Origin of the sequence: Pseudomonas sp. JS3066 (assembly GCF_036328175.1) — a bacterium.
In the GTDB taxonomy this organism is placed as follows: Bacteria; Pseudomonadota; Gammaproteobacteria; order Pseudomonadales; family Pseudomonadaceae; genus Metapseudomonas.
Map to the genome: position 1 here is coordinate 1,527,761 of NZ_CP143312.1, position 23,582 is coordinate 1,551,342.

Annotated in this window: 17 protein-coding genes, 1 other RNA gene and 1 pseudogene; 12 read left to right on the top strand and 7 right to left on the bottom strand. The window is 62.5% G+C overall.

Going from position 1 to position 23,582, the window contains the following annotated elements:
* The first annotated feature begins 181 nt into the window (after nucleotides 1-181).
* Entirely contained in the window at nucleotides 182-952 is a 771-nt protein-coding gene (locus SA496_RS07205) for a GntR family transcriptional regulator (protein ID WP_120651853.1), read from the top strand.
* A 204-nt stretch (nucleotides 953-1,156) separates the two neighbouring features.
* Here SA496_RS07205 and guaD read toward each other — a convergent pair whose 3' ends face one another.
* The 5 genes from guaD to xdhA form a co-directional block, all read right to left on the bottom strand.
* Entirely contained in the window at nucleotides 1,157-2,464 is a 1,308-nt protein-coding gene (gene guaD, locus SA496_RS07210; protein ID WP_120651852.1) for a guanine deaminase, read from the bottom strand.
* A gap of 134 nt (nucleotides 2,465-2,598) precedes the next feature.
* The gene (gene xdhC / locus SA496_RS07215; protein ID WP_120651851.1) at nucleotides 2,599-3,432 is read right to left on the bottom strand and encodes a xanthine dehydrogenase accessory protein XdhC; all 834 of its coding nucleotides are present in this window, start codon (nucleotides 3,430-3,432) and stop codon (nucleotides 2,599-2,601) included.
* On the bottom strand, nucleotides 3,429-3,578 hold the full coding sequence (locus SA496_RS07220) for a hypothetical protein (protein WP_153917083.1): 150 nt from the start codon (nucleotides 3,576-3,578) through the stop codon (nucleotides 3,429-3,431). Before SA496_RS07220 ends, xdhC begins: the two co-directional genes overlap by 4 nt.
* Nucleotides 3,579-3,654: 76 nt before the next feature.
* Nucleotides 3,655-6,051, bottom strand: coding sequence for a xanthine dehydrogenase molybdopterin binding subunit (gene xdhB / locus SA496_RS07225; protein WP_153917080.1), 2,397 nt, complete (start codon nucleotides 6,049-6,051; stop codon nucleotides 3,655-3,657).
* Nucleotides 6,044-7,483, bottom strand: coding sequence for a xanthine dehydrogenase small subunit (xdhA, locus tag SA496_RS07230; RefSeq protein WP_153917078.1), 1,440 nt, complete (start codon nucleotides 7,481-7,483; stop codon nucleotides 6,044-6,046). Before xdhA ends, xdhB begins: the two co-directional genes overlap by 8 nt.
* Nucleotides 7,484-7,972: 489 nt before the next feature.
* On the opposite strand from xdhA, the gene SA496_RS07235 reads away from it, so the two are divergent.
* From SA496_RS07235 to ligA, 4 genes are all read left to right on the top strand, one after another.
* Nucleotides 7,973-8,632 carry a GntR family transcriptional regulator gene (locus SA496_RS07235; RefSeq protein ID WP_120651848.1) on the top strand — a complete coding sequence of 220 codons (660 nt, stop codon included), beginning with the start codon at nucleotides 7,973-7,975 and terminating at the stop codon, nucleotides 8,630-8,632.
* 13 nt (nucleotides 8,633-8,645) lie between these two features.
* Entirely contained in the window at nucleotides 8,646-12,134 is a 3,489-nt protein-coding gene (gene smc, locus SA496_RS07240) for a chromosome segregation protein SMC (RefSeq protein WP_120651847.1), read from the top strand.
* 234 nt (nucleotides 12,135-12,368) lie between these two features.
* Nucleotides 12,369-13,184 (top strand): cell division protein ZipA, encoded by an 816-nt coding sequence (gene zipA, locus SA496_RS07245; RefSeq protein WP_120651846.1) that lies wholly within the window; start codon nucleotides 12,369-12,371, stop codon nucleotides 13,182-13,184.
* A 68-nt stretch (nucleotides 13,185-13,252) separates the two neighbouring features.
* The gene (gene ligA / locus SA496_RS07250; RefSeq protein ID WP_120651845.1) at nucleotides 13,253-15,628 is read left to right on the top strand and encodes an NAD-dependent DNA ligase LigA; all 2,376 of its coding nucleotides are present in this window, start codon (nucleotides 13,253-13,255) and stop codon (nucleotides 15,626-15,628) included.
* Between the two features lie 54 nt (nucleotides 15,629-15,682).
* Here the strand turns inward: ligA and SA496_RS07255 are convergent, their stop codons facing one another.
* Nucleotides 15,683-15,964 (bottom strand): HU family DNA-binding protein, encoded by a 282-nt coding sequence (locus SA496_RS07255; RefSeq protein WP_120651844.1) that lies wholly within the window; start codon nucleotides 15,962-15,964, stop codon nucleotides 15,683-15,685.
* A gap of 437 nt (nucleotides 15,965-16,401) precedes the next feature.
* Between SA496_RS07255 and SA496_RS29130 the strand changes: the two are divergent.
* From SA496_RS29130 to ffs, 3 genes and pseudogenes are all read left to right on the top strand, one after another.
* A pseudogene (locus tag SA496_RS29130) lies at nucleotides 16,402-16,785 on the top strand (MCP four helix bundle domain-containing protein); the annotation flags it as partial.
* Nucleotides 16,783-17,940: a methyl-accepting chemotaxis protein gene (locus SA496_RS07260; RefSeq protein WP_372240368.1), complete on the top strand. Its 1,158-nt coding sequence runs from the start codon at nucleotides 16,783-16,785 to the stop codon at nucleotides 17,938-17,940. The pseudogene SA496_RS29130 and the gene SA496_RS07260, both read left to right, overlap by 3 nt.
* 104 nt (nucleotides 17,941-18,044) lie before the next feature.
* Nucleotides 18,045-18,141, top strand: an RNA gene (gene ffs, locus SA496_RS07265) — signal recognition particle sRNA small type.
* A 29-nt stretch (nucleotides 18,142-18,170) separates the two neighbouring features.
* On the opposite strand, the gene SA496_RS07270 is transcribed toward ffs, so the two are convergent.
* Entirely contained in the window at nucleotides 18,171-18,899 is a 729-nt protein-coding gene (locus SA496_RS07270) for a substrate-binding periplasmic protein (RefSeq protein WP_153917074.1), read from the bottom strand.
* 142 nt (nucleotides 18,900-19,041) lie between these two features.
* Here SA496_RS07270 and dnaX point away from each other — a divergent pair, with 142 nt between their 5' ends.
* The 4 genes from dnaX to SA496_RS07290 all read left to right on the top strand — a co-directional run bounded on the left by dnaX (nucleotide 19,042) and on the right by SA496_RS07290 (nucleotide 23,557).
* Nucleotides 19,042-21,180, top strand: coding sequence for a DNA polymerase III subunit gamma/tau (gene dnaX / locus SA496_RS07275; protein WP_153917072.1), 2,139 nt, complete (start codon nucleotides 19,042-19,044; stop codon nucleotides 21,178-21,180).
* An 11-nt stretch (nucleotides 21,181-21,191) separates the two neighbouring features.
* Nucleotides 21,192-21,518, top strand: coding sequence for a YbaB/EbfC family nucleoid-associated protein (locus SA496_RS07280; RefSeq protein WP_009619439.1), 327 nt, complete (start codon nucleotides 21,192-21,194; stop codon nucleotides 21,516-21,518).
* Nucleotides 21,519-21,702: 184 nt separating this feature from the next.
* A complete protein-coding gene (gene recR, locus SA496_RS07285) occupies nucleotides 21,703-22,302 on the top strand; it encodes a recombination mediator RecR (RefSeq protein WP_120651831.1) in 600 nt (199 codons plus the stop codon).
* A gap of 106 nt (nucleotides 22,303-22,408) precedes the next feature.
* On the top strand, nucleotides 22,409-23,557 hold the full coding sequence (locus SA496_RS07290; protein WP_153917070.1) for an acyl-CoA dehydrogenase family protein: 1,149 nt from the start codon (nucleotides 22,409-22,411) through the stop codon (nucleotides 23,555-23,557).
* The last annotated feature ends 25 nt before the right edge of the window (nucleotides 23,558-23,582 follow it).

The following is a 23,582-nucleotide window of genomic DNA, read 5'->3' on the forward strand; positions in this document are numbered from 1 at the left end:
AACCTGTGCAACCGGTCAGGAATGGGGTTCGAGCTGCGGCGAAACTGTTCAAGGTGCGATGATTGTGTACAATATCATTCGCTTTTTCCCTGATTTCCCTCGCTGATCCACCCGTTCAGCCCGGCGGAAAGGGGCAAAAAGGGCCCTGGAAGACCGCCGACCCCCTTTGACGCGAGCCCCCATGAACGAACAGTTGCAGCCACTCAAGAAGCAGCCGCGCACCGCCAAAAGCACCCGCAGCGGCACCCAGGACGACATCGTCTACGCACATATTTTCGATGCCATTCTCGAGCAGCGCCTCGCGCCCGGTACCAAGCTGAGCGAAGAAGCCTTGGGAGAGATTTTCGGCGTCAGCCGCACGATCATTCGTCGTGCCCTCTCGCGACTCGCCCATGAAGGCGTAGTGCTGCTGCGGCCGAATCGTGGCGCCGTAGTGGCCAGTCCCAGCGTCGAGGAAGCCCGGCAGATTTTCTACGCCCGCCGTCTGGTGGAGCGTGCCATCACCGAGCTCGCGGTAGAGCACGCCACTGCCGAGCAATTGCAGGAACTGCGGCAAATGGTCCTCGAGGAGCAGGCCTGCTTCTCCCGTGGTGATCGTGGCGCCGGTATCCGTCTTTCCGGCGAGTTCCACCTGAAACTGGCCGAGGCGGCGAAGAACGCCCCGCTGGTGAGCTTCCAGCGCAGCCTCGTGTCCCAGACCTCGCTCATCATTGCCCAGTACGAAAGTGGCAGTCGTTCGCACTGTTCCTTTGATGAACACAATCGCCTGATCGACGCTATCGAGTCCCGCGACGCAGAGCGCGCCGTGATGCTGATGATGCATCACATGGATCACATCGACGACAAGCTGAACCTGGACGAAAGCGGTGCTTCGGACGACCTGCACGCGGTGTTCTCGCACCTGTTGCAGACCAAGAAGAAGCCCGGTCGCGGCACGCCCCGCAGCGCCTGATTCCGGCTCGGAAAAGAAAGCCCCGCAGATGCGGGGCTTTTTGTTTTGGGGGCTGGCGGGCAATGAATTGTGCCGTTTTCGTCGCGAATGAATTCGCTACAGGATTACGCGCCAATGCCACGCTGTTGGAGAGCGAATTCATTCGCGAATCCGGAGCCCAAAAGAAAACCCCGCCGAAGCGAGGTTCTCTCATCGCGCTGCCCCTCAGCTGCGTTGATGCACGCTGCGGCCGGCTGCAAAGGTTTCCTTCACGGTACGGTCGTCACCGAGGATGGTCAGGGCAAACAGCTTTTCCGGAAGGCTCCGGGCCTGCTGCATGCGGTAATCCAGTAGCGGGGTGGCCTTGTAGTCGAGGACCACGAAATCCGCGTCCTTGCCGGCCTGGAAGTTGCCGATCTTGTCGTCCAGGTAGAGCGAGCGGGCGCCACCCAGAGTGGCCAGGTAGAGGGATTTGAACGGGTCGAGCTTCTTGCCCTGGAGCTGCATAACCTTGTAGGCCTCGTTCAGTGACTGCAGCTGGGAGAAGCTGGTGCCGGCGCCGACATCGGTGCCCAGTCCCACACGTACGCCGTGCTCTTCGAGTTTCTGCAGGTCGAACAAGCCGCTGCCGAGGAACATGTTGGAGGTGGGGCAGAAAGCTACTGCTGAGCCGGTTTCCGCCAATCGTTTGCACTCGTCGTCGCAGAGATGCACGCCGTGGGCGAACACCGAGCGCTGGCCTATCAGCTTGTAATGGTCATATACATCGAGGTAGCCCTTGCGCTCGGGGAACAGCTCCTTGACCCATTCGATTTCCTTGCGGTTCTCGGACAAGTGGGTGTGCATGTACAGGCCCGGGTACTCAGCGTACAGCTTGCCGGCCAGCTCCAATTGCTCCGGGGTGCTGGTGGGGGCGAAGCGCGGGGTTACCGCATAGTGCAGTCGGCCCTTGCCGTGCCAGCGCTCGATCAGCTCCTTGCTGTCGGCGTAGCCGGACTCGGCGGTGTCGGTGAGGTAGTCCGGGGCATTGCGGTCCATCAGCACCTTGCCGGCGATCATCCGCAGGTCGAGCGCTTGCGCAGCCTCGAAGAAGGCGTCCACCGATTCCTTGTGCACGGTGCCGAACACCAGCGCAGTGGTAGTGCCGTTGCGCAGCAGTTCCTTGATGAAAATGCCGGCGACGTCAGCGGCATGGGCCTTGTCGGCGAACTGTTTCTCGGTGGGGAAGGTGTAGGTGTTCAGCCAGTCCAGCAGTTGCTCGCCGTAGGAGGCGATCATGCCGGTCTGCGGGAAGTGGATGTGGGTATCGATAAAACCGGGAGTGATCAGGGCATCGCGGTACTCGTGCACCTCGACGCCGGCGTCCAGGCCCGGCAGCATGGACTTGGCGTCGCCCAGGGCCTTGATGCGGCCGTCTTCCACCACCAGCAGGCCGTCCTCGAAATACTGATAGGACTGCTCGACGCCGACCAGGGCGGGGTCGGCGATGCTGTGCAGGATGGCGGAGCGGTAGGCGGTTACGTGGCTGGTCATGTCAGTCTCGTTCGTTAGCGTTGCGATTCTTGCGTTCTCGCCTGAGGGAGGGGCCGGAGTAGGGGGCGCCCTGTCACGCGGCTCGCCCTACCCGGCATTACGCGTCACCTTCTCCCGATGGGCGAAGGAAAATTTCAGGCCTGTTCCCGGCGCGAGGCGGGGACCAGCTTGGCGACCGTTTCGCCTTTCTTCACTTCGGCACCGAAGTTGGCGTTATAGGTGGCGACGACTTCTCCGGCGATCGATATGGCGATCTCCACCGGCAGTTTGCCTTTGACCTCTTGTATGCCCATCGGGCAGCGCATGCGTTGCATGGTTTCGGCGGCGAAGCCGCGTTCGCGCAGCCGATGCTCGAACTTGACGCGCTTGGTCTTCGAGCCGATCAGGCCGAAGTAGGCGAAGTCATCGCGCTTGAGGATCTCGGCGGTCAGTTCAAGGTCCAGTTGGTGGTTGTGTGTCATGACGATGAAGTAGCTGCCCTTGGGCATCTCGTCGATCTCGTCGATCACTTCCTCGTTGACCACTTTCTCCACGCCAGACGGAATCTGCTCGGGGAATTCGTTTTCCCGCGAGTCGATCCAGCGCACTTTGCAGGGCAGGCTGGCAAGCAGCGGAACCAGCGCACGGCCGACATGGCCGGCGCCGAATACGGCGATATGTGCCTGGGGCTGGCCCATGGGTTCGAACAACAGTACGGTGGCGCCACCGCAGCATTGGCCGAGGCTGGCGCCCAGGCTGAAGCGCTCCAGGCGCGTGTCCTGGCTGCGATTCTCGAGCATCTCGCGGGCGATCTCCATCGCCTTGAACTCGAGATGACCGCCACCGATGGTCTCGAAGATCCGCTCGGCGGTGACGACCATCTTCGAGCCGGCGTTGCGCGGAGTCGAGCCACGCTCTTCGATGATGGTCACCAGCACGCAGGGTTCACCACGGTGCTGAAGGTCGGCGAGGGCGCTGATCCAGCTCATTTGCTCAGTCTCCAGCTACGCAGTGGCCTGGTGGTCCGCGACAGCCTCCAGTCGTCCTTGGGACGAACCGGGGCCGGCAGCGTTTCCAGCAGCACGGCATCGCCGTCCTGCTGTTTGGTCTTCGTTTGATCGGTGGATGTTGTCATTGTTCTGCACCGTTTTTTCTATGTAGGAGCCAGCTTGCTGGCGAATCGCTTTCGCCAGAAAGCCGGCTCCTGCGGGTTACGCGAGCTCGGTCTCCGCCTGGGCGGCGGCCTGAGCCGGCTGTTGGAGTTTGCGCATCTGCTCGACGCCCCAGAGAACCCGCTCGGGAGTGGCCGGCGCATCGATGTTCGGCTGCACCTTGTAGTCCCCCAGGCTCGCCACGGCGTCCTTGATGGCGCACCAGACGGCAATGCCGAGCATGAAGGGCGGCTCGCCCACGGCCTTGGAGTGGAACACCGTCTGTTCGGGGTTCTTGCGGTTTTCCACCAGTTTCACCCGCAGGTCGATGGGCATGTCGGCGATGGCCGGGATCTTGTAGCTCGCCGGGCCGCTGGTCATCAGCTTGCCCTTGGCGTTCCACACCAGCTCTTCCATGGTCAGCCAGCCCATGCCCTGGACGAAGGCACCTTCAACCTGGCCGATGTCGATGGCCGGGTTCAGCGAGGCGCCCACGTCATGCAGGATGTCGGTGCGCAGCATCTTGTACTCGCCGGTCAGGGTGTCGACGATGACCTCGGCACAGGCCATGCCATAGGCGAAGTAATAGAAGGGGCGGCCGGAAGCTTTATCGCGGTCGTAGAAAATCTTCGGCGTGCGATAGAACCCGGTGCTGGAGAGCGAAATCTGGTTGAAGTAGGCGAGCTGGATCATTTCCTCGAAGGAGAGGAAGTGGTCGCGAACGCGTACCTGGTCGTTCTTGAACTGCACGTCCTCGGTGGTCGCCTTGAAGTAATTGGCGAGGAACTCCACCAGACGACCCTTGATGGTTTCAGCGGCGTTCTGCGCTGCCTTGCCATTCAAGTCAGTGCCGCTGGAAGCGGCGGTCGGCGAAGTGTTAGGCACTTTGTCGGTGTTGGTCGCGGTGATCTGGATGCGCGAGATATCCACCTGGAAGACTTCGGCCACCACCTGGGCGACCTTGGTGTTCAGGCCTTGGCCCATCTCGGTCCCGCCGTGGTTCAGGTGGATGCTGCCATCGGTGTAGATGTGCACCAACGCACCGGCCTGGTTGAGGAAGGTGGCGGTGAAGCTGATACCGAATTTCACCGGGGTCATCGCCAGGCCTTTCTTCAACACCGGGCTCTTGGCGTTGAAGGCGCGGATTTCTTCGCGGCGCTTGGCGTACTCGCTGCTGGCCTCCAGCTCCTCGGTCATCTCGGCGAGCATGTTGTGCTCAACGGTCTGGTAATAGTGGGTGACGTTGCGCTCGTCCTTGCCGTAGTAGTTCAGCTTGCGGACTTCGAGCGGGTCCTTGCCCAGATGGCGCGAGATCGCATCCATGATCTCTTCGATCGCGACCATCCCCTGCGGGCCGCCAAACCCGCGATAAGCGGTGTTCGAGGCGGTGTTGGTCTTGCAACGGTGACCATTGATAGTGGCGTTTTCGAGGAAATAGGCGTTGTCCGAATGGAACATCGCGCGGTCGACGATGGAGCCGGACAGGTCGGGCGAATAGCCGCAGTTGCCCGCCAGTTCCAGCTGGATGCCGCTGAGCAGACCGTTGTCGTCGAAGCCCACGTCGTATTCGACATAGAAGGGGTGACGCTTGCCGGTAATGGTCATGTCTTCCATGCGTGGCAGGCGCATCTTGGTCGGGCGACCGGTCAGGTGTGCGATCACTGCGCACAGGCAGGCCGGGCCGGCAGCTTGGGTCTCTTTGCCGCCAAAGCCACCGCCCATGCGGCGCATGTCGATGACGATCTTGTTCATCGGCACGCCCAGTACCTCGGCCACCAGCTTTTGCACTTCGGTGGCGTTCTGGGTGGACGTGTAGACGATCATGCCGCCGTCTTCGGTGGGCATGACGGAGGAGATCTGGGTCTCGAGGTAGAAGTGTTCCTGGCCACCGATGTGCAAGGTGCCCTGGATGCGGTTCTTCGCCCCGGCCAGCGCGGTGGCGGAATCACCACGCTTGTGTTGGTGGCTGTCCAGCACGAAATGCTTTTTGCGCAGCGCGTCGACTACGTCCAGTACGGGTTCCAGGTCCTCGTACTCGACAATCGCGGCCATGGCCGCCTTGCGGGCGGTTTCCAGGCTGTCGGCGCCTACGGCCAGTACTACCTGGCCAACGTACTCGACCTTGCCGTCCGCCAGCAGCGGGTCGCCGGCGACCACCGGGCCGATGTCCAACTGGCCGGGCACATCTTCGGCAGTGATAGCGATGGCCACGCCCGGGAACTGGTAGCAAGGGCTGGTATCGATGCGGGTAATGCGCGCATGGGCGCGATCGCTCATGCGTGCATAAACGTGCAGCTGGTTGGGGAATTCCAGGCGGTCGTCGACGTACACGGCTTCACCCGAGACGTGCTTGGGCGCGCTCTCGTGCTTGACGCTGCGGCCCACGCCGGTGGTGATGTCGGCACGGAACAGCTCCGCCAGTTCTTCCTGGGTCTTGTGATGGAAATGGTTAGACATAAGCGGTCACCCGGGTTTCGACTTCTGGGGATTGCAGCTCGAGGAAGAACTTGCGCAGCAGGTTCTGGGCGGTCAGCAGGCGGTATTCCTTGCTGGCGCGGAAGTCAGAGAGCGGGGTGAAGTCCTTGGCCAGGGCCTCACAGGCGCGCTCGACGGTACCCGGGTACCAGGCGGCGCCGATCAGGGCCTGCTCACAGGCGCTGGCGCGCTTGGGAATGCCGGCCATGCCACCAAAGGCGACGCGGGCCTTGCGCACGACACCGTTTTCGATCACCAGATTGAAGGCTGCGCAGACGGCGGAAATGTCGTCGTCCAGGCGCTTGGACACCTTGTAGGCGCGGAAAGCCTGGTTATTGCGGGCGCGCGGCACGCGCACTTTCTCGATGAATTCGGACTCCTGGCGGGCGGTGACCTTGTAATCGAGGAAGTACTCGTCCAGCGGCAGGATGCGGGTCTGGTTGCCCTTGCGCAGGACGATCTCGGCGCCTAGGGCGATCAGCAGCGGCGGGGCATCACCAATGGGCGAGGCGTTACCGATGTTGCCGCCCAGGGTGCCCTGGTTGCGGATCTGCAGGGAGGCGAAGCGGTGCAGCAGTTCGCCGAAGTCCGGGTACTCGCGGGAGAGCGTTTCGTAGCAGTCGGACAGCGGGGTAGCGGCGCCGATCTCGATGAAGTTGCCGTTCTCCTCGATGCGCTTCATGGACTCGATATGGCCGACGTAGATCATCACCGGCAGTTCACGGTGGAACTGGGTGACTTCCAGGGCCAGGTCGGTGCCGCCGGCCAGCAGGCGGGCCTGCGGGTTGGAGACGTAGAAGTCGGCCAGGTCGGCGACCGTCAGCGGAACCAGGCAGCGCTTGTCACCGCTGTTCAGTTCAGCGGTATCGCGCGGTGCAATGGACTTCAGCTGGGCAACGGTCTGGGCTTCGGCGGCATCGAACTGGTCGGGCTGCTTCTGGCAGCAGGCCTGTTCGGCGGCGTCGATGATCGGGCGGTAGCCAGTGCAGCGGCACAGGTTGCCGGCCAGGGCTTCCATGGTCTGGGCCTTGTCGAAGCCATCACTGTTCTTCTGCAGGGCGAACAGCGACATGACGAAGCCAGGGGTGCAGAAACCGCACTGGGAACCGTGGCAATCCACCATTGCCTGCTGCACGGAGTGCAGTTGACCACGGTGCTTGAGGTCTTCGACGGTAATGAGTTGCTTGCCGTGCAGCGAGGATACGAAAGTCAGGCAGGAGTTGAGCGTGCGGTAACGGACGCGATCACCGTCAAGCTCACCGACAACCACGGTGCAGGCGCCGCAGTCGCCCGAGGCGCAGCCTTCTTTGGTACCGGGTTTGCCGACATGCTCACGCAGGTAGTTGAGCACCGTGACATTAGGATCGAGGGCATGCTCGGTGCGCAGCTCCCGATTGAGTAAAAACTGGATCAAGGACGACCTCCAGGCACTTTATTGTTTTTACGAGGGCTCGTATGACGGCAAATTTAGAGAGGTCTGACTTTTGGGTCAATAAATATTTGACTCGAAAGTCAGGAAATCTTCATCTGTTTCGGTTATTAGCACGCTGCGTCCGCTCTGTCTCAGGGCGCAGGCGCATTTCGTGCCACCTGTCTTAAGTGTAGGTAAGGGCCGGCAGGGTGCTTTTCGTAGGGGCGAATTCGTTCGCCATGCAGGCAGGAGGCCCGCCCTTGAGTCGGGTGGGGCCGGTCGGTGGCGATTGGTGAGTGAATTCGCCGCTGCGAGAGCTGCTGTCTCCTTGTGATAGACTGCGGGCCCTGTCCGCGTCCTGCGGCAGAGTCGGAAATTTCCCCTGTTCGCTCTTGCACCCACTGCCCGTACCCGTAGTACTGTCAGCGCCTGAGCTTTGGCGCGGGAAAGCTCCAGCGCAGCGCACAATGTTCCCCAGTTCAAAGGAAAACCATGACGTTCAAGGCACCGGACAGCCTCTCCGAGCAGATTGCCCAGCATTTGGCCGAGCGCATCATTCGCGGCGAGCTGAAAGAACGTGAGCGCATCCAGGAACAGAAAGTCACCCTGGCCATGAATGTCAGCCGAGGGTCGGTACGCGAAGCGCTGCTGATCCTGGAGCGCCGTCACCTGATCACCATCCTGCCGCGTCGTGGCGCCCAGGTGTCCGAGTTGACCCAGCAGCATGTGCGCAGCCTCTATACCCTGGTGATGGAGCTTTACATCCTCCTGGGCTACGCGGTTGCCGAGCACTGGCGTAGCGAGGAAGACCTCGCGCCGTTCCGAGCGATCCAGCAGCGCCTTGTCGAAGCGCGTCAGCGGGAAGACATCCTCGCGTTCGTCGACTCCAGCTTCGCCATCATGCAGGCGGCTTATCCCTTCGCCGACAACCCGTACCTGCAACAGACCCTGGACAACCTGCAGCCGGCCATCGCCCGCACCTACTACATGGCCCTGGAGCGTCGTCGCGGCCAGATGGGCAACCTCGGCGCGGTGTTCGATGACCTGCTGCTGGCAGTGATCGCCCGCGACCAGGCGAAGATCCGTGAAGTGCTGCTGGGTTACGGCAAGCAGAACTGTGAGCTGGTGCTCGCAGCCCTGGCCGAACGTTGAGCGGAGCACACCGATGCGGCTGAAGTGCATCAAGCTAGCCGGATTCAAGTCCTTCGTGGACCCGACCACCGTCAGCTTCCCCAGCAATATGGCCGCCGTGGTGGGGCCCAATGGTTGCGGCAAGTCGAACATCATCGATGCTGTTCGCTGGGTAATGGGTGAGAGTTCGGCGAAGAACCTTCGTGGCGAATCGATGACCGACGTCATCTTCAATGGCTCCAATACGCGCAAGCCCGTCGCCCAGGCCAGCATCGAGCTGATCTTCGACAACTCCGACAACACCCTGGTGGGCGAATACGCCGCCTTCGCCGAGATTTCCATTCGCCGCCGCGTCAGCCGCGACGGCCAGAACACCTACTTCCTCAATGGTACAAAGTGCCGCCGCCGGGATATCACCGATATCTTCCTCGGCACAGGTCTCGGCCCCCGCAGCTACTCGATCATCGAGCAGGGGATGATCTCCAAGCTGATCGAAGCCAAGCCTGAGGACCTGCGCAATTTCATCGAAGAAGCCGCCGGCATTTCCAAATACAAGGAGCGCCGTCGCGAGACAGAAAGCCGAATTCGCCGCACCCAGGAAAACCTCGCTCGCCTGACCGACCTGCGCGAGGAGCTGGAGCGCCAGCTGGAGCGCCTGCACCGGCAGGCCCAGTCCGCCGAGAAGTACCAGGAGTACAAGGCCGAAGAGCGCCAGCTCAAGGCCCAGCTCGCCGCCTTGAAATGGCGGGCGCTGAACGAGCAGGTTGGCCAGCGCGAAGCGGTAATCGGCAACCAGGAAATCAGCTTCGAGGCCTTGGTGGCCGAGCAGCGCAACGCAGACGCCAGCATCGAGCGCCTGCGCGATGGACACCACGAACTGTCCGAACGCTTCAACCTGGTGCAGGGGCGCTTCTATTCCGTGGGCGGCGATATCGCCCGTGTGGAGCAAAGCATCCAGCACGGCCAGCAGCGCCTGCGGCAGTTGCAGGACGACCTGCGTGAGGCCGAGCGCGCCCGCCAGGAAACCGAATCCCATCTGGGCCACGACCGCACGCTGCTCGCCACGCTGGGCGAAGAGCTGGACATGCTTGGCCCTGAGCAGGAAATGAGCGCTGCCGCGGCCGAAGAGGCTGCCGCCCAGCTCGAAGAGTCCGAAACCGGCATGCACGCCTGGCAGGAGCAGTGGGATGGCTTCAACCAGCGCAGCGCGGAGCCGCGTCGCCAGGCGGAGGTCCAGCAGTCGCGCATCCAGCAACTGGAGCACAGCCTGGAGCGCCTGCTGGATCGCGAACGTCGCCTGAATGACGAAGCTTCCCAACTGGCGGCCGACCCGGAAGATGCCGCAATCCAGGAGATGCTCGAGGAGCTCGCGGTAGGCGAGATGCGCCTGGAGGAGCTCCAGGCTGCCGAGCAAGGTTTGATGGAGCGCCTGGAGGCTCTGCGCGAAGAATTGCAGCAGGCCAGCCAGGCCCAGCAGCAGGCCCAGGGTGAACTACAGCGCCTGAATGGCCGTATCGCGTCGCTGGAAGCCCTGCAGCAAGCCGCGCTCAACCCGGGAAAGGGCGCCGCCGAATGGTTGCGCGAGCAGCAACTGGCAGAGCGCCCGCGACTGGCTGAGGGCCTGCGGGTGGAGCAGGGCTGGGAGCTGGCGGTGGAAACCGTACTCGGCGCCGATCTACAGGCAGTGCTGCTGGATGATTTCAATGACCTCGACCTGTCCGGCTTCAGTCAGGGCGAGTTGCGTCTGGCCAGCGCTGGCAAGGGCGGGGCACGAGTGCCTGGCAGCTTGCTGGACAAGGTCGAGACGTCGGTGGACCTGGCGCCTTGGCTGGCAAAGGTCCTGCCGGTGGAAACTCTGGAGCAGGCACTCGCCCGTCGCGGCAGTCTGGGAGACGGCGAAAGCCTGATCAGCCGCGATGGTTACTGGGTCGGGCGCAACTTCCTTCGGGTACGCCGAGCCAGTGAGGCAGAGAGTGGCCTGCTGGCGCGTGGCCAGGAACTCGAGCGTCTGCACGCCGAGCGCGAAGAGCGTGAAGCCGCCCTGGAACAATTGGACGAGCGCCTGCAGCAGCTTCGCGACGGCCAGCGCCAACAGGAAGAGTCCCGCGAGCAGCAGCGCCGCCAGTTGCAAGACGAATCTCGCAGTCTGGGTGAGCTCAAGGCTCGACTGTCCGCTCAGCAGGCGAAAGTCGAGCAGTTGGCGCTGCGTCGCCGCCGCCTGGAGGAAGAACTTCGCGAGCTGGGTGAACAGCGCGCCCTGGAGCACGAGCAACTGGGTGAGGCTCGCCTCACCTTGCAGGATGCGCTGGACGCCATGGCCAGCGACACGGAACAGCGGGAAAAATTGCTGGCCGAGCGCGATGGCCTGCGTGAACGCCTCGACCGTATCCGCCAGGAGGCGCGTCAGCACAAGGATCACGCTCACCAGTTGGCAGTGCGCGTCGGCTCGCTCAAGGCACAACACGACTCCACGCGTCAGGCCCTCGAGCGCCTCAGCCTGCAGTTCGAGCGCCTCAATGAGCGTCGCGAGCAACTCAGCCTCAATCTTGAGGAGGGCGCCGCGCCGCTGGAGGAGCTGCGTCTGAAACTGGAGGAGCTGCTGGAGAAGCGGCTGGGCGTTGAGGAAGAACTGAAGCTGGCCCGGCTGGCCCTGGAAGATGCGGATCGCGAACTGCGCGACGCCGAGAAGCGCCGTACTCAGGCCGAGCAGCAGTCTCAGCTGCTGCGCGGCCAACTGGAACAGCAGCGTTTGGAGTGGCAGGCGCTGACGGTCCGTCGCAAGACTTTGCAGGACCAGCTCCATGAGGATGGCTACGACCTGCATGGGGTGCTCGCGACCTTGGTTGCCGATGCCAGCGAAAGCGCCTGGGAAGAGGAGCTCGAGCGACTTGCCGCGCGTATCCAGCGTCTCGGCCCGATCAACCTCGCCGCCATCGACGAATACCAGCAGCAATCCGAGCGCAAACGCTACCTGGACGCGCAGAACGATGACCTGGTAGAGGCCCTGGAAACGCTGGAAAACGTCATTCGCAAGATCGACAAGGAAACCCGTAACCGCTTCAAGGAAACCTTTGACCAGATCAACGCCGGGCTGCAGGCGCTTTTCCCGAAGGTATTTGGCGGCGGCCATGCCTACCTGGAGCTGACGGGCGAGGACCTGCTGGATACCGGGGTGGCGATCATGGCGCGTCCACCCGGCAAGAAGAACAGCACCATCCATCTGCTGTCCGGCGGCGAGAAAGCGCTCACCGCGCTGGCGCTGGTGTTCGCTATCTTCCAGCTCAATCCCGCCCCCTTCTGCATGCTGGACGAGGTGGATGCGCCACTGGATGACGCCAACGTGGGTCGTTACGCGCGTCTGGTGAAGGAAATGTCCGAGAAAGTGCAGTTCATTTATATCACCCACAACAAGATCGCCATGGAAATGGCCGATCAGCTGATGGGTGTGACCATGCACGAGCCCGGTTGCTCGCGCCTGGTGGCGGTGGATGTGGAGGAGGCAATGTCGATGGTAGAGGCCTAGTTGCCCGGCGGATGCGAACTCCGGGTACGACCGGAGATCAAATTCGCGTTGGCTTCGGAGTAAGCCTCTATCAGAGGTTTCTCTGCTGGGCTGGTCGTGCTAGCTTTATGCCCAATTTTGTCGCACGTGGAAAACGCCATTCAGAACATGGAGTTGGGCGCCACGTTTCAGGGGACGGGATGTCCTTTCTTCACCATCGTTTGTTTGCATTTTCACTAGGGGACACAGGACTACATGGATATCGGTCTGCGCGAGTGGCTGATCGTCATTGGCATCATCGTAATTGCCGGCATTCTGTTCGATGGCTGGCGCCGCATGAGTGGTGGTAAGGGGAAACTCAAGTTCAAGCTGGATCGCAGCTTCTCCAATGCCGCGGATGACGATGAAGATCCGAACCTCCTCGGCCCGTCACGGGTCAAGGATCGCTCACATCAGGAGCCTTCCCTGGATGAGGAAGACCTGCCTTCCCTGAGCGCCCGCGAGGCCGGGAAACGCCGCGGCGAGCCGCAGCAGGGCGACCTGAACCTCGACGAGCCGGTGCCGACCCTGCTCAACCCCGTCGATGAAGGCAAGAAGAACGGCAAGGCCCATCCGCAGATGCAGGCTCAGGAAGTTCCGGTCGAGGAAGTCCTGGTCATAAACGTCGTTGCCCGCGACGAAGCTGGCTTCAAAGGCCCGGCCCTGCTGCAGAACATTCTGGAAAGTGGCCTGCGCTTCGGCTCCATGGACATCTTCCATCGCCACGAAAGCATGGCCGGTAATGGCGAGGTGCTGTTCTCCATGGCTAACGGCGTCAAGCCCGGCACGTTCGACCTGGATGACATCGACCACTTCAGCACTCGCGCCGTGAGCTTCTTCCTCGGCCTGCCGGGTCCACGGCATCCGAAGCAGGCCTTCGATGTAATGGTTGCCGCCGCGCGCAAGCTCTCCCAGGAGCTGAATGGCGAGCTGAAGGATGACCAGCGCAGTGTGATGACTGCGCAAACGATTGAGCATTACCGCCAGCGCATCGTCGAATTCGAGCGCAAGCACCTGACCCAGAAGCGCTGATCCGTCGCGCAGTCAACGAAAGAGCAGCCCCGGCTGCTCTTTTTGTTTCAAGAGAAAGAGCTAGAACCATGACCGATGCCCAAACCGCCGCCGAACGCATCCTCGCGCTGCGCGCCGAGCTGGATGCGCACAACTACCGTTACTACGTGCTGGACGAGCCGAGCGTGCCCGATGCCGAGTACGACCGTCTGTTCCGCGAACTGCAAGCCCTGGAGGCTGAACATCCCGAGCTGGTGACGCCGGATTCCCCGACCCAGCGGGTCAGCGGCGCGGCCTTGTCGGCCTTCGGTGAAGTGCGCCATGAGGTGCCCATGCTCAGCCTGGGCAACGCATTCGAAGAGCAGGATCTGCAGGATTTCGATCGCCGCGTGCGCGAGGGGCTGGGTGAGCTCCTGCCGGGTGGCGACCTGTTCGGGGATGGTCCGCAAGTGGAGTACACCTGCGAACCCAAGCTGGATGGCCTGGCGGTGAGCCTGCTCTACGAGAACGGCGTGCTGGTGCGTGGCGCGACCCGTGGCGATGGCACCACGGGAGAAGACATCAGCAGCAACGTGCGCACCATCCGCAATGTGCCGCTAAAGCTGCAGGGAACTGGCTGGCCGGCCGTCCTGGAGGTGCGTGGCGAGGTCTACATGTCCAAGGCCGGCTTCGATGCGCTCAACGCACGCAACCTCGAACTGGGTGCCAAGACCTTTGCCAACCCGCGCAATGCTGCGGCGGGCAGCCTGCGTCAGCTGGACTCGAAGATCACCGCGAGTCGCCCCCTGGAGTTCTGCACCTATGGGTTTGGGCGGGTCGAGGGTGAGCTGCCGGACGATCAGTACGCCGTTCTCCAGGCGCTCAAGGGTTGGGGATTGCCCATCAGTCGTGAGCTGAAGCTGGTGAAAGGTGCTCAGGGTTGCCTGGATTACTACCGCGACATCGGCGAGCGCCGTGACGGCCTGGCCTATGAGATAGATGGCGTGGTCTACAAGCTAAACAACCTGGCCTGGCAGCGGGAGTTGGGTTTCCGCGCCCGCGAGCCGCGCTGGGCGCTGGCCCACAAGTTCCCGGCGCGCGAAGAGCTCACTGAACTGCTGGGCGTGGAATTCCAGGTTGGCCGTACCGGCGCCGTAACGCCGGTCGCGCGCCTGAAGCCGGTGCAGGTGGCCGGTGTCACCGTGTCCAATGCCACTTTGCACAACATGGATGAAGTCGAGCGCCTGGGCCTGATGATCGGCGACACCGTGATCATCCGTCGCGCGGGCGACGTGATCCCGCAAGTGATGCAGGTGGTACTGGAGCGGCGTCCGGCCGATGCGCGTCCGGTGCATATCCCTGAGCAATGCCCGGTCTGCGGTTCTGCGGTGGAACGCACGCAGCTCATCAAGCGTGGCAAGGGCAAGGAGACGACCAGCGAAGGTTCTGTGTATCGCTGCGTCGGTCGTCTGGCCTGTGGCGCCCAGTTGAAGCAGGCGATCATCCACTTCGCCTCGCGCCGAGCCCTGGACATCGAGGGGCTGGGTGACAAGATCGTCGAGCAACTGGTGGACGTTGGCCTGGTTGCCTCGCCGGCTGATCTCTACACCCTCAAGTACGAGCAGGTGGTGGAGCTGGAAGGTTTTGCCGACCTTTCTACCCGCAATCTGCTGGCCGCAATTGCCGACAGTCGCAAGCCGCCGCTAGCGCGCTTCATCTATGCACTGGGTATTCCTGATGTGGGTGAGGAAACTGCCAAGCTGCTGGCTCGCGCCCTGGGGTCCCTTGCGCGTATCCAGCAGGCCCTGCCGGACGTACTCACCTACTTGCCGGACGTGGGGTTGGAAGTTGCCCACGAAATCCACGCGTTCTTCTCCGATGACCACAACCAGAAGGTGATTCGCAGCTTGCTGGAGCGTGGCGTCGAGTTGCAGGAAGAGGGCGGTCTCAGCCCGGAATTTGCCGCCTGTGCCACCTTTGCCGGCTTCATCGAAAAGCTCAATGTCTCCGGCATTGCCAGCACTGGCGCGAAGAACCTTGCGGATAAGACCGGCAGCCTGGAAGGCCTCATAGTCCTTAGTCGCGACTGGCTGGACCTGAGTGTGATGAAGGGCCTGAACGAAAAGGCCAAGCAGGCGCTGCGCGAGTACTTTGCCGTCGACGAGAATGTCCTTCGCGCCCAGGCAATCGAAGCCCAGTTACGTGAATTCGGCATGCACTGGGATAGCGAGAGGAAAGCGGTGGAAGGACTGCCTCTTGCCGGGCAGACCTGGGTGCTCACCGGCACCCTGGAAGTCATGAGCCGGGATGTGGCCAAGGAAAAGCTGGAGGCGCTGGGCGCCAAGGTGGCGGGTTCGGTGTCGGCGCGTACCCACTGCGTGGTGGCCGGTCCCGGTGCCGGCTCCAAGCTGGCCAAGGCCAATGAGCTGGGGGTCCGGGTGCTGGATGAGGAACAATTCCTGGCAGAACTGGCCAGTTTGAGCTGATCCGTACTTCCGGGCATGAGAAGGGGCGGGCCAGATGGTCCGCCCCTTTTTTATTTACTTGTTGACCGCGTCAGTCAGGGCCTTGGCCGGAACGAACTTGACCACCTTCTTCGCGGCGATCTCGATGGCCTTGCCGGTTTGCGGGTTGCGGCCGGTGCGGGCCGGACGCTCGCCTACCTTCAGCTTGCCGATGCCCGGCAGGGTGATCTCATCGCTGTTCTCCAGGGAATCGCTGACGATCTCGCTGAGCTGTTCCAGCATGGCGCGCACGGCGGCCTTGGTGGTGTCGGTGGCTTCTGCGATGTCAGAGATCAGCTGGTCTTTGGTGAGTGCCATGGTGTTGCTCCATTCAATAAGTGTCTGGCTTGTGGCCGGGCCGGTCGCGCCGGCCCTGATGAGACCAGCGGAGCGACTGGAAGTGCGGCACGGGTTGTAGCTGCGAGCCGCGACCGCTGGGCAAGCTAGCACAAAAGGGCCAGTGAGCCTGTGCTCGATGCCCGGCTTTGCGTCGATTTGACGCAACCTGCCGTCGGTCTCGGCAGCCGACGACAGGTCGTCACTGGCATCTCTGGACCAACGTCTCCAAATCTCGAAGTCCGCAGCGTCGCTCGTGGGCCCTGAACTCTCTTGAGCGACTACGCTTGCCCTAGATGTAACAAGCGCTAAGGAGAGCCGCCATGCTACGTGCCTTTGCCAACCTGGGTTTCCGCTGGAAAGTCGCCTTGCCGATCCTGGTGCTGGCCCTTCTCATGGTGCTGGTAGGCGGTCTCGGTATGCAGGGAATTGGCAAGGTGGCCGACTCGAGCAAGCGACTGACCAATCGTTACCTGCCTGCCATCAGTCTGCTGCTCAATGCCGACCGCGATCTCTACCAGGCCTTCATCGCCGAGCGCAGCTTACTGGACGAGGCGGCCGGTGAACACGCACAGGCACTCAAGGCCGGCCATGCCGAAAATCTGCAGCAGGCCTATGACCGGGTGCACAAGTACGCCGCGATGGATTCCAGTCCCGAGGCCCAGCAATTGGTGGCCCAGTTCGATCGTGGCTACTCCCAGTGGAAGGCGACTTCGCAGCAGGTGGTGAGCCTGTCTGCCCAGGACCCGTTTGCGGCCAGTGCTCTCAGTTTCGGTGACAGCGAGCGTCAGTTCGCGTCCATGCGCGATGCCATCGACAAACTCGGAGAGTTGGAAGACAAGGCCGCCAACGTCGAAGGGCAGGCGGCTATCTCGCAGGGGGAGGCCCGCACCTGGCAGCAGGGGCTGGCCATCGCCTTCGGCCTGGTTCTTTGCGTCGTGTTAGTCATCGGCTTCCCGATGCTGGTGACCCGGCCGTTACACAACTTGCTGGAGCGCATCGAGCAGATTGCCGATGGGGACGGCGACCTTCGTGTGCGCCTGGAGGTCTTGTCGCGGGACGAGCTGGGCAAGCTCAGCCAAGCCTTCAACCGTTTCCTCGACAAGCTTCAACCGCTGATCCGTGAAGTCAGCCGTGTGACTGGAGAAGTAGCCGATTCGGCGCGCAGCCTGGCCGGGCTCGCGGCGGCGAACGATCGCCTGATCAGCAGCGAGCATGCTGCCGTGGATCAGGTAAGCACCGCCGCCACTGAAATGAGCGCGGCCGTTCACGAAGTGGCGCGCAATGCCCAGAACGCGGCGGATGCGGCGCGTTTCGCCGAGGAGCAGTCCCGGGAGGGAGCGCAGGTGGTAGGGGCTACTGTCGCCGTCATCCGCCAACTGGCGATGGAGGTGGAGAACGCATCTGCAACCATCAGCACGTTGGAGCAGGAAACCGCCAACATCGGTGCCGTACTCGCGGTAATCAAGGGCATCGCTGACCAGACCAACCTGCTAGCGCTGAATGCCGCCATTGAAGCCGCGCGGGCCGGCGAGCAAGGACGGGGGTTCGCCGTGGTTGCAGACGAGGTGCGAGCCCTGGCGGCCCGGACGCAGGATTCAACCAAGGACATCCAATTGATGATCGAGCGTCTTCAGGCTGGCGTGCAGGAAGCAGTCAAGGCCATGCGCACGGGTAGCCTGAAAGCGAGGGACAGCGTAGAGCGCGCGGCTGGTGTCGACCAGGCGCTGACGGATACTGGCGACTCGGTTCAGCGGATCAACGACATGGCGGCTCAGATCGCCACTGCCTGCGAAGAGCAGAGCAGCGTTACCGAAGAGATCGCCCGCAATATCAGCGATATCCGCGACCTCTCCAACGAGGCTGCGCAAACCTCGGAACAGAGCACCCAGGCCAGCCAGCACCTTTCCCAGCTTTCCAGCGGCCTGGCCCAGTTGGTGGGGCGCTTCCAGGTCTGATTCGCAAGTGCTTGTAAGGAAACCGTTTTTAGCGGTTGTAAGTTGGCGAAGAGCCGGTACAATGGCGCGGCTCGCCGATCTGGCGAGCTGTGTGATGGTGGCCCTGCCGGTCCCCCCGCAACGATCAGCCGTGAACCCGGTCAGGCCCGGAAGGGAGCAGCCGCAGCGGTGAAATCGTGTGCCGGGGTGTGGCTGGTGGGGTCACCTCCAATCTCCCCAGTTACCAATTTTCATTGGTAGCGCGCCAGAATCTCATCGATCTCCCCTGATTCCTTCATCTGCACCAGCGTGCGGAGGATGCGTTGCGCCGGAATCGCAGGGTCATTTCGGATCAGGCAGCCCACCGGTTCTTCGTCCAAAGTGCCGACGCTCACCAGACGGTCCGAGTCTGGTAGGTCGCGATTGAACCAGCCCAGTGCCAACTCATTGCTTACTGCGTACTTGTAGCGGCCGGCCAGAAGCTTCTGTAGCACCAACTCCTGGTTGCGTGCCTCATCGCGCAGCAGGGAGCCGCGATCGAACAAATGCTGCAGGCGCGGATAGGCGTAGCCCAGCACGGTGCCGACGCTCTCCCCCGAAATGGCGTCGGGGCTGGCCAGGTGTTCGCTTCCCTGGCGCGACACGATCAGGTCGCGCTGGTAGAGGAGGGGCACGCTCCAGAGGAATTCGGTGCTGTTGGTGATCCACTTCGGGCTGACGTAGCAGCGCACGTCGATCTCTCCCTGTTTCAAGGCCAGTTCCACGCGGTTGCGGGGAAGGACCTGGATCTGTGCGGGGATATCGAGGCGTTGCGCCAGACGATTGATCAGGTCGTGGAGAATGCCGCCTGTCAGATGGTTGTCCTTGAACTCGGCCAGCGGCATGGCCCAGCTGTCAACCGCCGAGAAGCGCAGGACGGCCGGCACAGCGTTGCCGAAGGAGCTCCAGCAGAGCAGAAGGGCGAGGACAAATGAGCGCATCAGGCTCCCTCGTCTGGGTGGGCGGTGCCTCACAATGCCTGTTGCCGAGCGGATTGAACAGGGCGCCGTTCGCATCGGATGCAATTTGCGCATCGCTCCGCTAGCATTAGCTCCTTCTGCTCTCCAGACGCGATGGTTTTCAATGAGTTATCAGGTCCTTGCACGTAAATGGCGTCCGCGCTCGTTCCGCGAAATGGTCGGCCAGACCCATGTGCTGAAGGCTTTGATCAACGCCCTGGACAATCAGCGCCTGCATCACGCGTACCTGTTTACCGGTACGCGCGGCGTGGGCAAGACCACCATCGCGCGAATTCTCGCCAAGTGCCTGAACTGCGAGACCGGTATCAGCTCCACGCCCTGCGGCCAATGTTCGGTGTGCCGGGAGATCGATGAGGGGCGTTTCGTCGATCTGATCGAAGTGGACGCCGCAAGCCGCACCAAGGTGGAGGACACCCGCGAGCTGCTCGATAACGTGCAGTACGCGCCTAGCCGCGGTCGTTACAAGGTCTACCTGATCGACGAAGTGCACATGCTCTCCACGCACTCGTTCAACGCGCTGCTGAAGACCCTTGAAGAGCCGCCACCCCACGTCAAGTTCCTGCTGGCCACCACCGACCCGCAGAAGCTGCCCGTTACCATTCTTTCGCGCTGCTTGCAGTTTTCACTGAAGAACATGCCGCCGGAGCGCGTGGTCGAGCATCTGACCCACGTACTCGGGGCCGAAAACGTACCCTTCGAGGCTGATGCGCTCTGGTTGCTGGGCCGCGCCGCCGATGGCTCGATGCGTGATGCCATGAGCCTCACCGACCAGGCCATCGCCTTCGGTGAAGGCAAGGTGCTGGCCGCCGATGTGCGCGCCATGCTCGGTACCCTCGATCATGGCCAGGTCTATGGCGTACTCCATGCGCTACTGCAGGGTGATGCCCGTGCGCTGCTGGAGGCCGTGCGTCAGTTGGCCGAACAAGGGCCGGACTGGAATGGCGTGCTTTCCGAAATGCTCAATGTGCTGCACCGAGTGGCTATTGCCCAGGTGTTGCCGGACGCTGTCGACAACGGCCAGGGCGACCGAGAGCGCGTACTGGCGCTGGCACAGGCTCTTCCTGGCGAAGATGTGCAGTTCTATTACCAGATGGGGCTGATCGGCCGTCGCGACTTGCCGTTGGCACCCGATCCCCGTAGCGGCTTCGAGATGGTGCTGCTGCGTATGTTGGCCTTCCGTCCGGCAGATGCCGATGGTGCACCCCGGGTCCAGCTAAAGGACCCGGGGATCAGCCAGGCCACGGTTGATCCCCAGACGAACCCAGTGGCCGGAGCCGCCTCGCCGGCTTCGGTAGCCATTGCCGCGCCGCAGCCTGTTCCCGTTCAGGTTTCCGCACCAGTGGTTGCCCCTGCTCCAGCATCAATCCAGCCTGTTGCGGCCCCGGCCCCGGTCGTTGAGGCGCCTGCGCCTGTTCCGGCAGTCGAAACGCCTGCTGCGGCTGCGGTCGAGGAAGTTGTTCCTGCGAATGTTGTCGAACCCGCTCCCGAGCCGGTTGCAGAGCCCGTGGTGGAAGAACCGGTAGCTGTAGTCGAGAAACCTGCTGAGGTGGTTGACCTGCCGTGGGAGGAATCTGCGGTCCCGGTCGCTTTCGCGGCAGTGGTCGAGCCCCCGGCTGATCCCGAGCCGGCGCCTGTGGTCGAGACCGTTCCGATTGTTGACGCTGCCGTTGTCCAGCCAGTGGCTGAAGCCCAGGCTGCTGCGCCTACTGACGAATCTGACGACGAGCCGCCGCCCGGCGACTACGACGACTACTACGAAGGCGACGCTGACAGCATTGCCTACATGGAAGACTTCGGGCCGGCGGAAGAACCCGTCGCAGCAGTCGAGGTGCTGCCCGCGGCGCAGCCGGCCACCGGCCTGGCGGCCGAATGGCTGGACTTGTTCCCGCGCCTGGGGCTGTCGGGCATGACCGGCAATATCGGCGCCAACTGCACCTTGGTGGCGGTGGAGGACGATGTCTGGCGCCTGCACCTGGACCCGGCGCAGAGCGCGCTGTTCAACGCGAACCAGCAGCGCCGCCTGAACGATGCGCTGAACCAGTACCACGGCCGTACCCTGAAACTCGAAGTTGAAGTGCGTCGTCCTGAGCAGGAAACCCCGGCCCAGGCTGCCGCACGCAAGCGCGCCGCTCGTCAGCGGCAGGCCGAAGAGGCCATTGCAAGCGATCCGCTGGTGCTGAAAATGATCGAACTGTTCGGTGCCCAGGTGCGCGCCGACACCATTGAACCCCTTGACCGCTGAGGACAATCACCATGATGAAGGGTGGTATGGCAGGCCTGATGAAACAGGCCCAACAGATGCAAGAAAAGATGCAGAAGATGCAGGAAGAGCTGGCCAATGCCGAGGTTACCGGCCAGTCCGGCGCCGGCCTGGTGAGCGTGGTGATGACTGGCCGTCATGACGTCAAGCGCGTCTCCCTGGATGACAGTCTGATGCAGGAAGACAAGGAAATCCTGGAAGACCTGATCGCTGCTGCGGTGAACGACGCCGTGCGCAAGATCGAGCAGAACAACCAGGAGAAGATGGCAGGCATGACTGCGGGGATGCAGTTGCCCCCCGGCTTCAAGATGCCTTTCTGAGTGAGTGACGCCCAGCCGGCACGCGTTACTGCGTTGCGCTAGGCGCCGGGCATCCTCGTTAACAGACGTAGACTCCGGTGCCTGAGGCCGCTCGCGCCTTGTGCCGCATATCATCTGGTCGCCCCGGTCGATGCTGCCGGGCGGCACTGGAGTTTCTCCAATTTATCCGCACCTCGAGACGCCAATGAGCTTCAGCCCGCTGATCCGCCAACTGATCGATGCCCTGCGCATTCTGCCCGGCGTGGGCCAGAAGACGGCCCAGCGCATGGCGCTGCAGATGCTGGAGCGTGACCGCACTGGCGGCTTGCGCCTGGCTCAAGCGCTGACGGCTGCGATGGAGGGTGTTGGGCATTGCACGCAATGCCGCACCTTGAGCGAGGAAGCGCTCTGCCCGCAGTGCGCTGATCCACGTCGCGACGATTCCCTGCTCTGTGTGGTGGAAGGTCCTCTGGATGTCTTCGCCGTGGAGCAGACCGGCTATCGCGGTCGCTTCTTCGTACTCAAGGGGCATTTGTCGCCCCTGGATGGTCTGGGACCAGAGGCGATTGGCATCCCGGAGCTGATGGCGCGCATCGAAGCGGGCCAGTTCGTCGAGGTGATCCTCGCCACCAACCCTACGGTGGAGGGCGAAGCCACCGCCCACTACATCGCCCAGCTGCTGGCACCCAAATCCATCATGGTCTCCCGTATCGCCCATGGCGTACCGCTGGGCGGCGAGCTGGAGTTGGTAGACGGCGGCACCCTGGCCCATGCGCTCGCAGGGCGTCGTCCTATCGGGCTTTGAGTTTGGGGGGGCGCGGCTGATACGGCCGCGTCGATGGCACAAGTCTCGCCTTGAAAACCAAGCAAGCGCTCGGTAAGTTCGTTCGATCTTACCGGGGAGTCTTGCCATGTCTGCCTACCAGGAATACTTCGACGAATCCCATCAACTGGTCCGGGATTCGGTGCGTCGTTTCGTCGAGCGGGAAATCCTGCCCCATATCGCCGAGTGGGAAGAGACTGAGGAGTTTCCCCGCGAGCTCTACCTCAAGGCCGGCACCGCCGGCATCCTCGGTATCGGTTACCCGGAAGAGTTCGGCGGCAGCCATGAAGGTGACGTGTTCGCCAAGGTGGCGGCCAGTGAAGAGTTGATGCGTTGCGGTTCCGGCGGGCTGGTGGCTGGGCTGGGTTCGCTGGATATCGGCCTGCCGCCGGTTATCAAGTGGGGGCGCGCCGAGCTCCGCGAGCGTGTCGTGCCTGAGGTACTGGCCGGCGAGAAGATCATGGCGCTGGCAGTGACTGAGCCTTCCGGCGGTTCGGATGTGGCCAATCTCAAGACACGTGCTGTGCGCGATGGCGATTTCTATCGCGTCTCCGGCAGCAAGACCTTTATCACCAGCGGTGTGCGCGCCGACTACTACACGGTGGCAGTGCGTACCGGTGGCGAAGGTTTTGGTGGGGTGAGTCTGTTGCTGGTGGAGAAGGACACTCCGGGCTTCACCGTCGGCCGCAAGCTGAAGAAGATGGGCTGGTGGGCCTCAGACACTGCCGAGCTGTTCTTCGACGATTGCAAGGTCCCGGTGGAGAACCTGATTGGCATGGAAAACATGGGCTTCGCCTGCATCATGGCCAACTTCCAGAGCGAACGCCTGGCGCTGGCCATCATGGCCAATATGACTGCGCAACTCGCATTGGAGGAGTCGCTCGGCTGGGCGCGCGAACGCGAAGCCTTTGGTAAGCCCATTGGCCGCTTTCAGGTGCTTCGCCACCGAATGGCGGAAATGGCCACGCAGCTTGAGGTATCCCGCGAGTTCACTTACCGCCAGGCGGCGAAGATGGCGGCGGGAAAGAGTGTGATCAAGGAAATCTCCATGGCGAAGAACTTCGCCACCGACATCGCCGACCGCCTCACCTATGACGCTGTGCAGATCCTGGGCGGCATGGGCTATATGCGCGAAAGCCTGGTGGAGCGGCTTTATCGCGACAACCGGATCCTTTCCATAGGCGGCGGTACGCGGGAGATCATGAACGAGATCATCGCCAAGCAGATGAACCTCTGATCCGAACCGGAACTTCCGAAAGGGC